Annotated in this window: 12 protein-coding genes; 11 read left to right on the top strand and 1 reads right to left on the bottom strand. The window is 43.3% G+C overall.

The window, feature by feature from the left end:
* Positions 1 to 120: 120 nt before the first annotated feature.
* The 7 genes from BA81_RS14775 to BA81_RS14805 all read left to right on the top strand — a co-directional run bounded on the left by BA81_RS14775 (position 121) and on the right by BA81_RS14805 (position 8,081).
* On the top strand, positions 121 to 978 hold the full coding sequence (locus tag BA81_RS14775; protein WP_080701231.1) for a citryl-CoA lyase: 858 nt from the start codon (positions 121 to 123) through the stop codon (positions 976 to 978).
* On the top strand, positions 975 to 2,408 hold the full coding sequence (locus BA81_RS14780; RefSeq protein WP_034283252.1) for an aldehyde dehydrogenase family protein: 1,434 nt from the start codon (positions 975 to 977) through the stop codon (positions 2,406 to 2,408). The genes BA81_RS14775 and BA81_RS14780 overlap by 4 nt, the downstream gene beginning before the upstream one ends.
* A gap of 9 nt (positions 2,409 to 2,417) precedes the next feature.
* Positions 2,418 to 3,191 carry a type I 3-dehydroquinate dehydratase gene (gene aroD, locus BA81_RS14785; RefSeq protein WP_034283254.1) on the top strand — a complete coding sequence of 258 codons (774 nt, stop codon included), beginning with the start codon at positions 2,418 to 2,420 and terminating at the stop codon, positions 3,189 to 3,191.
* Positions 3,192 to 3,229: 38 nt separating this feature from the next.
* Positions 3,230 to 4,990, top strand: a complete 1,761-nt coding sequence (locus tag BA81_RS14790) for a thiamine pyrophosphate-binding protein (protein ID WP_034283256.1) — start codon at positions 3,230 to 3,232, stop codon at positions 4,988 to 4,990.
* Between the two features lie 23 nt (positions 4,991 to 5,013).
* The gene (locus BA81_RS14795) at positions 5,014 to 5,394 is read left to right on the top strand and encodes a cupin domain-containing protein (RefSeq protein WP_034283259.1); all 381 of its coding nucleotides are present in this window, start codon (positions 5,014 to 5,016) and stop codon (positions 5,392 to 5,394) included.
* 125 nt (positions 5,395 to 5,519) lie between these two features.
* Complete coding sequence (locus BA81_RS14800; protein ID WP_080701232.1) at positions 5,520 to 6,722, top strand: CaiB/BaiF CoA transferase family protein; 1,203 nt, start codon at positions 5,520 to 5,522, stop codon at positions 6,720 to 6,722.
* A gap of 45 nt (positions 6,723 to 6,767) precedes the next feature.
* Positions 6,768 to 8,081 carry an MFS transporter gene (locus BA81_RS14805; protein WP_025092799.1) on the top strand — a complete coding sequence of 438 codons (1,314 nt, stop codon included), beginning with the start codon at positions 6,768 to 6,770 and terminating at the stop codon, positions 8,079 to 8,081.
* A 39-nt stretch (positions 8,082 to 8,120) separates the two neighbouring features.
* Here the strand turns inward: BA81_RS14805 and BA81_RS14810 are convergent, their stop codons facing one another.
* Complete coding sequence (locus tag BA81_RS14810; RefSeq protein ID WP_034283261.1) at positions 8,121 to 9,479, bottom strand: hypothetical protein; 1,359 nt, start codon at positions 9,477 to 9,479, stop codon at positions 8,121 to 8,123.
* A gap of 148 nt (positions 9,480 to 9,627) precedes the next feature.
* Here BA81_RS14810 and BA81_RS14815 point away from each other — a divergent pair, with 148 nt between their 5' ends.
* From BA81_RS14815 to BA81_RS14830, 4 genes are all read left to right on the top strand, one after another.
* Entirely contained in the window at positions 9,628 to 10,401 is a 774-nt protein-coding gene (locus BA81_RS14815) for an IclR family transcriptional regulator (RefSeq protein WP_034283265.1), read from the top strand.
* A gap of 85 nt (positions 10,402 to 10,486) precedes the next feature.
* Entirely contained in the window at positions 10,487 to 11,044 is a 558-nt protein-coding gene (locus BA81_RS14820) for a shikimate kinase (protein WP_003214270.1), read from the top strand.
* A gap of 344 nt (positions 11,045 to 11,388) precedes the next feature.
* A complete protein-coding gene (locus tag BA81_RS14825) occupies positions 11,389 to 12,336 on the top strand; it encodes a dihydrodipicolinate synthase family protein (RefSeq protein ID WP_034283267.1) in 948 nt (315 codons plus the stop codon).
* A 77-nt stretch (positions 12,337 to 12,413) separates the two neighbouring features.
* Positions 12,414 to 13,421 carry a LacI family DNA-binding transcriptional regulator gene (locus tag BA81_RS14830; RefSeq protein ID WP_034283269.1) on the top strand — a complete coding sequence of 336 codons (1,008 nt, stop codon included), beginning with the start codon at positions 12,414 to 12,416 and terminating at the stop codon, positions 13,419 to 13,421.
* The last annotated feature ends 90 nt before the right edge of the window (positions 13,422 to 13,511 follow it).

The following is a 13,511-nucleotide window of genomic DNA, read 5'->3' on the forward strand; positions in this document are numbered from 1 at the left end:
AAAAAATAATTGACGAACAAAAAGAATGCGCTTACAATGAAACCACATTCCGAAAAGTGAAATTAGATTCCACTGAATGGAATAAAGGGGTGATTCACCTCCAAATAAGAAGCTAAAGGAATGATTCACACAATGAAAAATCGAAGTGCACTGGAAATTTACAAAGAGGGAGGCGCATGGTGGGAGACTGAGATTAGTCATATTCAAAAAAATTCAATTGAACTACGAGGGTATCCGATTGAAGAACTGATTGGTGAATTGTCGTATCCACAAATGCTCTATTTACTGCTTGTTGGTGAATTATTGGATGATTCAAAAGCAGCTCTTTTTGAAAGTGTTCTTGTCGCAGGTGCGGACCATGGACCAAGAGCGCCATCTATTGCAGCAGCTAGAATGGCGGTGACTTGCGGCATTTCGTTTAATTCCTCTGTTGCAACAGGGGTGAATCTATTAGGTGACATTCATGGCGGAGCCGGAGAGAAGGCCATGCGTATGTTATACGAGGCCAAAGCGGTCTACGATGATCAAAAGGATATACAGGCTGCGGCAAAGCAAGTGTGTCAAACATGGTTAAATCGCAAGGAAAAAATCCCGGGAATCGGCCATCAGCTTCATGATGATGATCCGAGGGTGAGACGTCTATATGAGCTGAGTCACACATATGTCCAGCAAGGTCTTATCAGCGGCACATATTTACGGTTGGCCGAAGCGATTAGACATGAGCTTGAACAACTGAAAGGGAAGAAAATCACGATGAATATAGATGGTGTATCTGCTGCCATCCAATGTGAATTAAACATTCCAGCAGAAGCAGCAAAAGGCATTTTTTCCTTATCCAGAGGAATGGGCATCGTGGCGCATGCATATGAGGAGCTCACAAAGGGAGCCCTCGTGAAAGGACCTTGTCCGAATGAAGAAAGATTGGTTCGTTATGCAGGACATGGAACGCGGCACTTGAAGGAGGGAGAAAAAATTTGAGTGGTTTAAAAGCGTTGTCATATATAAACGGCGAGTGGCTGGATACAAGTCGTGTCAAAACAGATATCATCAATCCTTACTCAGGAGAAAGGATCGGAACATCCTATCTCGCCTCATCAGAAGACATAGAACAGGCACTTTCTAGTGCGCAGCAGGCTAAAAAACAAATAGCGGAAATATCGGCAATCGAACGCTCAAAGCTTCTAACAAAAGCAGCCACCTTGCTTGAAGAACAAAAAGACCATTTTGCAAAACTGATTTCGCTAGAATTAGGCAAACCGCTTAAAAATACAAGAGATGAAGTCTCGCGATCAATCGAGACGCTGGCGCAATCGGCGGAAGAAGCGAATCGATTAATAGGTGAGACCATTCCTGGCAATGTATCATCACGCGGACAGGGAGCAATGGCCATGACATTTAAAGTGCCAGTCGGAGTTGTGCTGGCGATTACCCCTTTTAATGCACCGCTCAACTTAATTTGCCACAAAGTCGGTCCGGCCTTTGCGGGAGGGAATGTCATCATTTTGAAGCCCGCACCGCAAACATCAGCTGTTGCCACAGCGTTTGCCAAACTCCTTCTCGAAGCAGGATTTCCTGAGGCTGGTTTGCAGCTTGTGATTGGCGGGGTCGAGGCCGGGAAACAGTTAGTCACTGATGAAAGAACGAATCTCATCTCTTTTACCGGCGGGGCTGCCGGAGGCGAACACATTACAACCTCTGCGGGATTGAAAAAGGTCCTGCTCGAACTCGGAGGGAATGGCGCGACGATTGTTCATCACGATGCAGATATTGAACAAGCCGCATCCATGTGTGCCAAAACAGGCTTTAGTAATTCCGGTCAAAGCTGTATTTCTGTTCAAAGAATTTATGTCCATCAGGAAATGATGCCGTCGTTTACTGAGGTATTAAAACAAAAAGTAGAGCAGCTTGTCGTTGGAGATCCGCTGTCCAGCGAGAGTGATATCGGCTGTATGGTCGATGTACAGGCCGCGCAGCGTGTTGAGGCATGGATACAAGAGGCAGAGAGCATGGGTGCCCACCTTTTATGCGGGGGGAAAAGAAATGGAGCGAGCATCACACCGGCTATTTTGCTAAACCCTCCGAAACAGGCCAAGGTCGTCTGTGAGGAAGTGTTCGGCCCAGTTGTCAGCATTCTCCCTTATGAGGAGCTGGAGGAGGCAATTAAAGAAGCAAATGATAGCCGATATGGTTTGCAGGCAGGGATCTTTACGAATCAGCTGGATGTGGCATTACACGCAGCAAAAGAGCTTGAAACTGGCGGGGTTGTCATCAATGGGACATCGAATTTTAGACTGGATCATTGGCCTTATGGCGGGATTAAGCGAAGTGGCCTTGGAAGAGAAGGTCCGCGTTTCGCCATTGAGGAGATGACCGAAACCAAAATGGTCGTGCTTCCACAGGGTCTGTGAAAGGGGCGTTTGGATGTGAATGCATTTCAGCAAAAGGTAAAAAGTGTGCAGGCAGGCGGTCAGCCAATGATTTGTACGCCGCTCATCGGACAAACAAAGGAAGAATTATTTCATGAGGTCGAGGTGTTAACTGAGAAAAATCCTGATGTGATAGAGTGGCGGGCGGATTTTTTTCATCACCTTCATGACAAGGAACAAGTGATAGAAACCCTTAAGGGAATGGTAGAAAAGGCAAAGGGTATCCCATTTTTATTCACGATTCGCTCTGAAAAGGAGGGCGGCGAAAGTATATCACTCTCAGAATCTGAGAAGGTTTCTCTGCTTGCCGAGCTTTGTTCCACTCAGCTTGTGGACGCCGTTGATTATGAATTGATGCATGATGTGACACATATACAGCAAGTCAGTCAGGCGGCTAAAAGAAATGGGATCACCTTGATTGTGTCGTATCACGATTTCCAGCGTACCCCTGAGGTAGATCGTCTCGTGCAGCTATTCGTCAATGCAGAATCAGTCGGCGCCGACATTGCAAAGATCGCAGTGATGCCGTATTCCTATGACGATGCATTAACACTGCTCTCGGCGACCAGCCATGCGAAAAAGCAGCTGTCAATTCCCGTTATTTCAATGGCAATGGGGGAATACGGGGCTTTTACAAGAATGATTGGCGGACTTTTTGGATCTGTCATGACCTTTGCTGTAGGGAAAGAAAGCTCAGCTCCCGGGCAAGTGGCGATACAGGATTTGAACAATGTTCTATCTATTGTGTTTTCAAAGAATAAGTGAGTAGCAGATTCATAGCTGCACCGTGAGAGGAGAGAAACATGAAGAAGAATATTTCTACACAGGTTATTCAGTACTTAGAAAATCGGGGAGTCGAGCATATTTTCGGTCTCTGCGGTCATACGAATATTGCTTTTTTATCAGCGCTTGAAAAAAGCTCGATTCAATTTGTCAATGTCAGGCATGAACAGATAGCGGCACATGCAGCTGATGGTTATGCGCGGGCAAAGAAACAGACGGCTGTTGTTCTCAGTCATCTAGGACCCGGACTCACCAATGCGGCAACAGGGGTAGCGAATGCAGCACTTGATTCCATTCCAATGGTTGTCATTGCAGGAGATGTCCCAAGTCATTATTACGGAAAGCACCCACATCAAGAGATCAATCTTCATTCCGATGCCTCTCAATACGAAATTTACCGGCCGTTTGTGAAAAGAGCATGGCGAGTCGATATTCCAGAATTATTTCCAGAGATTTTATCAAAAGCATTTCAGTTAGCTGAAAGCGGCCGTCCTGGCCCGGTGCTTATTTCTGTTCCAATGGATGTGTTCTCAAAGGACCTAGATGTGTCCTTGTTTGAACAAATCAACCATCATACACACACCATTGAAAAACCTTCTATTGATGATCAAACGGCCAATCGGATATTGGATCGATTGCTGCAGGCAGAAAGACCGCTCTTATATGTAGGGGGAGGCATTATTTTAGCTGATGCAGCTGAAGAATTAAAGGCATTTTCTGATCATCTGAGTATCCCTGTCGCCCATTCTTTGATGGGGAAAGGAGCCATGCCGGATGATCATCCAATGACTCTTGGAATGACAGGGTTTTGGGGGACAAAATTTATCAATGATCAGTGCAAAGAAGCAGATTATATATTGGCTTTAGGCACCCGTTTTGCTGAAGCTGATGCGAGCTCGTGGGAATCAGATTATACATTCCGTTTCCCATCAACCAAGCTCATTCATATTGACATTGACCCGAATGAAATTGGACGTAACTATCCTGTTGAAATTGGAGCAGTAGCCGATCTTAAGCAAGCCTTGACTGTACTCAATCGAGTGGCGAGAGAGAGACTGCCAAAAGGGCTGGATCGTCCTGAATTGAAAAAGGAAATTGCGTTATATCGTAAGGATTTTCAGGCTAGCAATCTGACGAATGTTCAAGATGAATCCTTCCCAATGAAGCCGCAGCGTATTTTGCAGGAAGTACGGGAAGTATTGCCGCCAGATGCCTTTATTACAACGGATGTTGGCTGGAACAAAAATGGGGTCGGACAGCAATTTCCTGTGCTCACGCCAGGTACCATTTTAACGCCAGGCGGCTTTGCAACGATGGGATTTGGAGCACCTGCCGCACTTGGGGCAAAGATTGCCCAGCCTGACCGTGTTGTTGTGTCACTCGTTGGAGACGGCGGCTTCGGTCAAAATCCATCCGTTCTTGCAACAGCAGTTGAAGAGAACATTCCTGTTGTGTGGATTGTGATGAATAACAGTGCATTTGGAACAATAGCCGGTTTGCAAATGGCGCACTATGAAACGACGTACGGCACTGTTTTCAGAAAAGGTGGAGAAAGCTATTCACCGGATTTTGCTGCCGTTGCGAGAGGTTATGGGATGAAGGGGATTAAAATCACCTCTGCTTCTGAATTCAAAGAAGCTTTAGCTGAAGCCATTGCTTCTCAGGAGCCTTGCGTTATTGATGTAGCGATGAAAAATGATCCTGTTCCTACGGATGGACATTGGAATATTAATGACATTTATTCACCAAATTCAAAGCGCTCACATGTCAGCGTGAATTAAACAGAACGAGGGAGGAATTAACAATGAAAATTAAAGTATTGAATCCGTTTCAAGATGGGAACCCATTATGGTTAGGCTTAGATCGTCCAGAGGAGCAAATGATTCGAAAGGTATTTCAAACCATTACACCAGATACTGTTGGATCAGAGCATATGATGGCGGGTCTCACCATTTTTGAACCAGGGGAAGCAAGTTCAGTGCACAATCACCCGGGTTCAGAGGAATTTGATTTTGTGATTAAAGGATCTGGCGAAGTCATTTGTGATGGAGAAAGGCAGTCCTTTAAACAAAATGATTTCATGTTCATTCCAGACGGTGTCCCGCACCAGCATGTCAATACAGGAGATGAACCTTTATGGCTCATTTGGCTCTACACACCGCAAGGGCAGCTTCCAAAGGATTAAAAACCTGCACCGGTAAGTCCTCCTTTTGGATCATCAGGGCTTTCCGGGTCAATCAGAAAGATGAAAAGGGCTAAAATTAGGAATGATTTTAGCCCTTCATCACTTGAATGAAAGGGAGTCAAGCAATGAATATGAATACACCGCTCGAAGGAATAAAAATATTAGACGTCTCTACGATGATTGCTGCACCCTATGGCGCGGTGCTTCTAGGGGATTTTGGTGCAGAGGTCATCAAAGTCGAAATTCCTGGCAAAGGCGATACGCTGCGGCATGTCGGCCCTTTTGCAGATGGAGAACCACTTAGATGGTCAGGTCTCTCGCGGAATAAGAAATCCCTTACACTGGATCTGCACAAAGACGAAGCAAAGGACATTTTTAAAAAACTTGCTGGTCAGGTCGATGTGCTGATTGAAAATTTCCGCCCTGGAACACTGGAAAAATGGGGCGTTGGGTACGATGTGTTAAAAGAAATCAACCCTCGTTTAATTATGATTCGTGTATCGGGTTATGGTCAAACGGGCCCGTTTAAGGACAAAGCCGGATTTGGAACACCAGCGACGGCGTTTAGCGGCTTTACATATATTCAAGGGTTTCCAGACCGGCATCCAGTCAGCCCTTCCTTTTCTCTCACTGATTATATTGCTGGCATCTATGTGGCGTTTGCTACTGTGACAGCGATGTATTACAGGGATACACATCCAGAAGGAACTGGGCAAATGGTGGATTTGGCCCTCTATGAATCTGTGTTTCGTATGTTAGAGTTTTTGGTTGCAGAATATGACAAGCTTGGGAAGGTGCGTGAGCGTTCACCGGGGCTGAGCGGACATTCAAGCCCTGCCGGTACCTATGAGACAAAGGATGGTCATTATTTGGTTCTTGTGACGAGTACAGATTCGACCTTCAATCGATTGGCAGAGGCGATGAATCGATTAGATTTACTAGAGAATGAAAAATTCGCGGTCAATGCATCCAGGCTGAAGCATAACAAAGAAATGGATGCGATCGTTTCGCAATGGATCGCGTCGAAAACAAGGGATGACGTATTAGAAATTTTAGATACACATGGCGTACCTGTGAGCCCAATCTTAAGTATTCGAGATATTTTTGAGCATCCACAATTTAAAGCACGAGAGAATATCGTCGAGGTGCATCACCCTCGTCTTGGAAAAGTGAAGGTGCCTGGGATCATTCCGAAGTTTGAAAAAACACCTGGAAGTATCCGTCACATTGCACCTGATTTAGGCGAACATAATTATGAGATTTTAACAAATATGCTTGGCTTAACAGAAGAAGAGTGTAAGCAGTTAGAAGAAAAAGGGGTAATTTAATACGCTCAACCGAACCGCACGCTGCGGAAACAAAGGAGGATGGTTATGAAAGTGCATTCAGAACTGAAGGGGAATGAATTGCAGCCCGCATATGTGAAACCAACGAAAGCCCGTTTTGGCATATTGATTCTGTTGTTTTTTATTACCGCTATTAATTATATTGATCGAGCCAGTGTATCCATTGTTGCTCCTGCGATTCAATCTTCATTGCAATTAAATCCTGCCTTATTAGGCTTGATTTTTTCGGCATTTAGCTGGACATATACAGCGATGCAAATACCAGGCGGTTTTATTCTCGATAAATTTGGCTCAAAGGTAACGTATGGGATATCACTCGTTACTTGGTCTATTTTCACAGGCTTACAGGCGTTTGCGAACAGCTTTGCCTTTTTATTCGGCTGCCGTTTGTTTATTGGGATTACAGAATCTCCCGCTTTTCCTGCAAATAACCGTATTGTCACCACATGGTTTCCAAGGCGGGAACGGGCTTTTGCAACAGGTGTTTATACTGCTGGAGAGTATGTGGGTCTTGCCTTTGCGACACCTCTTCTATTTTGGATCATGACGACTTTCGATTGGAGAACCGTCTTTATTACGGCAGGTGCGCTCGGTATCATATTTGCTTTCTTTTGGTACAAGTATTATCACGAACCGAAAGAGCATCCGAAGATAAATGAAGATGAGTTAGAATTAATCCGGCAAGGCGATGGGCTGACAGTCGCATCACAGGAGAAGCTGAAATGGGCGGACTTTGCCGCCCTTCTAAAATATCGTAAATTGATCGGGCTTTATATTGGGCAATTCTCTGTTGCGTCTACCCTTTTTTTCTTTTTAACGTGGTTTCCGACCTATTTGGCAGAGGCGAAAAATATGGCGTTTCTCAAGGTAGGTTTTGCTGCTTCTCTTCCTTATATTGCTGCATTCTTTGGGGTCTTGTTTGGAGGTTATGTGTCTGATTGGCTGCTCAAAAAGGGCGTATCAGTGAATGTAGCCAGAAAGCTGCCAGTAGTGGTGGGCTTGCTGATGACGAGTACCATTGTTTTAGCAAACTTTACAACAAATATCCCGCTTGTGCTGACCATTTTATCCATCGCTTCATTTGCGCAAGGACTGTCTAATATCTCTTGGACGATGCTGTCTGAGGTGGCACCGCGGGAAATGGTTGGGCTGGCTGGCGGCGTATTTAACTTTTTTGCTAATTTAGCTGGGATCATCACTCCGCTGATTATCGGATTCATCGTGTCGGCGACAGGCTCCTACAATGGAGGAATTTTATTCGTCAGTTTAGTCGCTTTAGGCGGGGCATTGTCGTACATCTTTATCGTAGGTAAAATTGAACGTATTCAATTAAAACCATAGTGAGAAAGCAAAAGAGAACTCAAGGGTGAGTTCTCTTTTTTATGTATAAAAGATAACGGTGATGATCGCTGCACATGCGATGCCCATGCTGATATAAAGGCTGGCAAACCATATATTCCAGCGAGTGATACGGTAAGGGTTGACCTTCATCAAATCAGCCAATAAGGAGACAGAAACATTAAAAGGGCTAAACATAACAGTTGATGTGCCAGCAACGATCAGCATGATTGCGATCGGAAGAGCAGGCAGTTCATGGATGACTGGTGCCATCATGCTGACTAACAAAGCAAGCGAGACAAGCGGGTGAAAACCGCAAAGGGCGGTGATCAGAAAATACAACCCAATGACACAATAAACCCAAATGGCATGGTCTGATATACTGACAATAAATGCTTGAATCGGCTGCATACTGTTTGTCGCAAGGAGCATATCGACAAAGAAGCCTGCACTTAAAAATAGACACATATAGTTGGAGAGCTGACGGGTTCTTTCTTTCCAATGAGGCACAGAGGCAGCGATATATTGTTTTCTTTTTTTGATAATAGAAGAGAATAATAGAGCAAATGGAATAATCGTCAGTACTACAGCGAATAAATAGCCTTTCCCAATCCATGCATCGACAAGTGAGACGACTGTCATAAAACCTAGCAGCATGAAAGCGAGCTGAAGGGTTTTTCGCTTAATTCGATGAGGATTGGCGTTTGTTTCTGAAGACTGAATGATGTTTGGTAATCGTTTGCTTTGACGAGAAAAAAGCATCCAATCTATCGCCAGCACGACGACCATTAAACCAAAAGTAATAGGTGCAATTTGATAATATTTTAGTTTGGTTGCATCAATGGTGACGCTTACCAGCACTTCAACAGGACTCCAGCTTAAACATAATGCATATGACCTCAAGAGGTTGCGTGTATAAAGATGTTGTTTCACTTGTTCTTTTAGAGATTCGAGCGACGGTTTGAGCGATGTATATAGTAAAGGAATCGTCGCGATATTTAAAAACATGCCGAGAATATGCGTGACAAATGAACTCTTGCGATAAAGCTGGTTTGAGCTCGTTGTATGCAGTGTGAGCAGTTTATTTAATTGTGTATCGAAATGTCCAACATGTATGAGAGAATGAATAAAAGGCAGCATGAAAAAGAGAGAAAGCAAGCCCAGCATGGAATGAAAGTGAAGAAAAAACGTGTGCAATGGCTGGCCGGATAAGAAGAATAAGAACAACCCAATGATGAGAAATACAGCACCTGTTTTCAAATAAAGCCCATTTGCTTTCTTAAAAGAAATGGTGAGCGAGGCAGCGGCCAGCAGACCAACAAAATAGGAGAGTATAGGAGCAGGAAATAGTTGATGAACAATATATAGACTGATAAGAAGTGTAAAAACGAGCAGGTACATTCAAATATCTCCTCCATCAAATATCTTCAAGTGATTTTATTCTGACTGGTGGAATTTGTTTTCTTTTAGTGGAACGTTTAAAATGGATTATAGCAAAATCGATCGTTGATGTCGATAAGAAATCAAAGGGGAAAAGGAGAAAATGAACATGGCTGATAAAAAGTCAAAAGAAGAATCAGGACTGCGTACAGTTCAGCGTGCTTTGGATATTCTTTATTGTTTTAGTGAAGAACGTCAAGAGCTGACGCTAACGGATATTTCAAAAGAGATGAATTTAGCAATGTCTACGACAACGAGACTGCTCAAGGCGCTTGAAATGAATCATTTTGTGGAGAAGAATCAAGAAACAATGAAATACCGATTGGGTCAAAGGCTTTATCTCCTTGGATACATTGCAGGAAAGTCCATTAAATTGAGGGAACTGGCTAAGCCACTCATGTACTCACTTCGTGATGAAACAAAGGAAACCGTCAACCTGTATGTACTGGATTCAACAAGCAGGGTTTGTATCGAACAAGCGGAAGGGCTGCAATCGATTCGCCATCTTGTCAAGATTGGTGAGAAGCTGCCATTGTACGCAGGTGCAGGCGGAAAGGTATTATTGGCATTTCAAAGTGAAGAATTTCAACAAAAAGTATTAGCGTCTGAGGCTGATCATGTGAAGAGAGATGACTGGCAAGAGGAACGTAAACATATTCTTGACACGTATACTTCTTGCAGTATCGATGAACGAGAGGTAGGATCTGCGGCAGTAGCGGCACCAGTCTTTAACATTCATGGAGAAGTGAAGGCTTGTTTATCCATATCTGGTCCAACCCATCGGTTTACTGAAGAAGTCATTCCTAAGCTGCAGCAAAAAGTGAAAGAACAGGCACAGAGGCTTTCTGAACAGCTCGGCTACGTCGTCAAACACAATTTTTAAGATTGCCTATCTTTTCGCGCTCCATTTATCATATAATAGAAACATTATGTAGCATTCCTTGTCGTAGGGAGGACGTGTCACGACCATGAAAATCAATAGAGAAATTCCTGTAAGACAGCGGAATATTGTCCTCATTGGCTTTATGGGTGTTGGGAAAACAACCATTGGGCAGCTGGTTGCCAAAAAGCTATATAGAGATTTTATTGATGTCGATCAGGAGATTGAGAAAAAGTACAACATGACGATTCCAGAGATGTTTCAGCAAAAAGGAGAAGCATTCTTCAGGCAGGCTGAAAAGGATTATATCGTCGATTTATGTGAACATACACAGCTCAAGATCGTTTCCCTTGGAGGGGGGGCATTCAAACAGGAAGAAATCAAACGCGCCTGCTTGAAGCATTGTACCGTTCTTTTCCTTGACTTGTCTTGGGAGAATTGGAAGCAGCGGCTTGATATTTTAATTGAAAACCGCCCTGTTCTTCACAACCGGACGCTTGATGAGATGAAAGAGCTGTTTGAGGAGCGCCGGGAGATTTATTCTCTTCATAATTCAAGAGTGGAAACAGATCATTTAGAGGCTGAGGAAGTCGCCAATTATATTGTGGACACACTCAAGCTTGGCTGGGATTTATATTCGAAATAAAAAAAGTCTACCGTTTAGGATAGACTTTTTTTCTATTGAATTCTTTTCCTTCGTACATATGATGATGTTTTGACAACCAAAATGTATTTATCCTTTTTTTGGTGTGCAGCCGTTTGGAAAAAGCGGTGATCCTCCTTCAATCAGTTCATGATGATGAGGTTTTTGATATAGATCATTTTCTTTTTCGGAAAAATAAAATAGTATCTAAATTTCAATAAGAGTTTTTTGAATTATTATAATCTTTAAAAAATAATGTTGACAACTTCCGTGAGGACATTCTATGATTGTTTACGTAAACGCTTACGGTAAACGTTTACTATAATCGAATGGGGAGGAATTTGTTGATGAAAAATAAAGAAAAATGGAGCGGTGTATTCCCGGCTGTCTTAATTCCTTTTAAAGATGACTATTCAATTGATGAACCTGCATTTCGCAAGCTTGTTCGCTGGGTGGCGGAGCACAAAGGGATTAACGGGATCGTTGTCAATGGACATACGGGCGAGATTATGACCCTGCTGCCACATGAACGAGCTGAAGCTGTGCGTATTGCAGCCGACGAATTAAAAGGGGAAGTACCTGTCATTTCAGGGGTTTCAGCTGAAGGGACAATTGAAGCAATCCAGCATGCAAAAGCAGTTCAAGAAGCTGGCGGAGAAGGTATCCTTCTCATGCCGCCGCATTCATGGCTGAGATTCGGTATGCAGCCTGAATCACCTGTCCAATTCTTTAAAGATGTTGCAGAAGCGATTGACATTTCAATCATCGTCCATCAATATCCAACGTGGACAAAAACCTCATATACAACGAATCAAATACTAGAAATGTCGGAAATTGAAAATGTTGTCTCATTCAAAATTGGTCAAAGAGACATGGCACAATATGAAGTCGATGTGCGCGCACTGAAAAAGCATGCACCAGATGTATCGCTGCTCACATGTCACGATGAATATTTATTGCCAACATTAGTTCAAGGGATTGATGGGGCGCTTGTCGGTTTCGGCTGTTTTGTGCCAGATTTGATCGCTGAACTTGTGAAATGTGTGGAAGAACAAGACCTTGCAGCAGCTAATAAAGTGTACGATAGAATCTTTGAATTAAAGCATGCTGTATATAAAATGGATGAACCTTCCTCTACCTCTCATCTGCGAATGAAGGAAGCGATGTTCCAGAGAGGCTTGATCAGCAGTTCGCTTGCTAGAAAGCCGGTATTACCTTTAACTCAAAAGGAAAAAGAAGAGATTCGCCAGGGCCTTCAAAGTGTTGGTTTGCTTAAGGAAAACGTCAGTAGATAACAGACCATTGATTTCATGATGAAGGTGAGTCAGGTTATAATAGGGTATAAAACAACAGACTCCCGGAGGTATGAAATGTGTCAGTAAGTATTAAAGATGTAGCATTGAAAGCAGGAGTGTCTATAGCCTCTGTTTCCCGAGTATTAAGTGGTAAACCAGGAGTAGGTGCTCAAACGGCTGAAAGAATCAAACAAGTGATTGATGAGTTAGGCTACCGCCCTAATTTAGGAGCGAGAGGGCTCGTGAAAAGAAAGACTGGGAATATCGCTGTAGTGGTTCCCCGCGGTTCATATATTTTGAATAATCCATTTTTTTCAACGATTTTAGATGGAATAGCGAAGGAATTAGATGAGACCGAATTCAATATGCTGATGTCATTTACATCTGTTCAGCAGCAGCGGTTACTTGAGACGCAGGCTGTAGATGGTGCCATTTTATTTTCTCCAAGAAATGGAGAATTGAGCATGGATTGGCTAAAAAGTTTGGCTATTCCCATTATCGTTGTCGGAAGTTACTTAGAGGATTCACCATTTCCATGTGTCAGGCCAGATGATGAAGAAGGTGTTTGTCAATCTGTAACGGCCTTATTTGATAAAGGTCATCGAACCATTGGGCTGGTGAATGGTCCAATGAGTTCGATGCATAGTGTGAGGTATTACAAGGGGTATGAACGCACACTGAAACGTTTAGGATTAACAATGAACAAAGAGCTTGTGTTTGAGTTAGATGAATTTGATGGGGGAAAAGTAGTAGAAGTGGTTTCTCAATTTCTCCAAGGAAACCAGCACATGACTGGAGTTGTTTGCTCTTCAGATTTTTTGGCGATAGGGGTCATGAAAGCGGCAGAAAACGCAAATGTGTCAATACCTCATGATTTGTCTGTCGTTGGTGCCGATGATGTGCCCATTGCAAGTTTCCTAACCCCTTCTTTATCTTCTGTTCATGTTGATTTAGTTGGAATGGGAAGAAAAGCTGTTTCTTTACTAACACAGTTATTAGAAGGAGAACAGTTAGAGGCGATGGAGCATATCTTCCCTATGTATTATATAGATCGTGGCACCACGGGAACGCCAAAAAAGATTTGATAGATGCTGAAAACTCGTATGAACGCTACAGAATTTCAGCTTGATTTAAAATGTAAGCGATTTCTTCAGCGCTCTTCGGCATGTACTTTT

The organism is Bacillus safensis FO-36b, assembly GCF_000691165.1.
Classification (GTDB): Bacteria; Bacillota; Bacilli; order Bacillales; family Bacillaceae; genus Bacillus; species Bacillus safensis.

Bases quoted from the DNA above. Each gene is read 5' to 3' on its own strand.
- BA81_RS14775 (WP_080701231.1), top strand. From the start codon at position 121: ATGATTCACACAATGAAAAATCGAAGTGCACTGGAAATTTACAAAGAG.
- BA81_RS14790 (WP_034283256.1), top strand. From the start codon at position 3,230: ATGAAGAAGAATATTTCTACACAGGTTATTCAGTACTTAGAAAATCGG.
- BA81_RS14795 (WP_034283259.1), top strand. From the start codon at position 5,014: ATGAAAATTAAAGTATTGAATCCGTTTCAAGATGGGAACCCATTATGG.
- BA81_RS14800 (WP_080701232.1), top strand. From the start codon at position 5,520: ATGAATATGAATACACCGCTCGAAGGAATAAAAATATTAGACGTCTCT.
- BA81_RS14805 (WP_025092799.1), top strand. From the start codon at position 6,768: ATGAAAGTGCATTCAGAACTGAAGGGGAATGAATTGCAGCCCGCATAT.
- BA81_RS14810 (WP_034283261.1), bottom strand. From the start codon at position 9,479: ATGTACCTGCTCGTTTTTACACTTCTTATCAGTCTATATATTGTTCAT.
- BA81_RS14815 (WP_034283265.1), top strand. From the start codon at position 9,628: ATGGCTGATAAAAAGTCAAAAGAAGAATCAGGACTGCGTACAGTTCAG.
- BA81_RS14820 (WP_003214270.1), top strand. From the start codon at position 10,487: ATGAAAATCAATAGAGAAATTCCTGTAAGACAGCGGAATATTGTCCTC.
- BA81_RS14825 (WP_034283267.1), top strand. From the start codon at position 11,389: ATGAAAAATAAAGAAAAATGGAGCGGTGTATTCCCGGCTGTCTTAATT.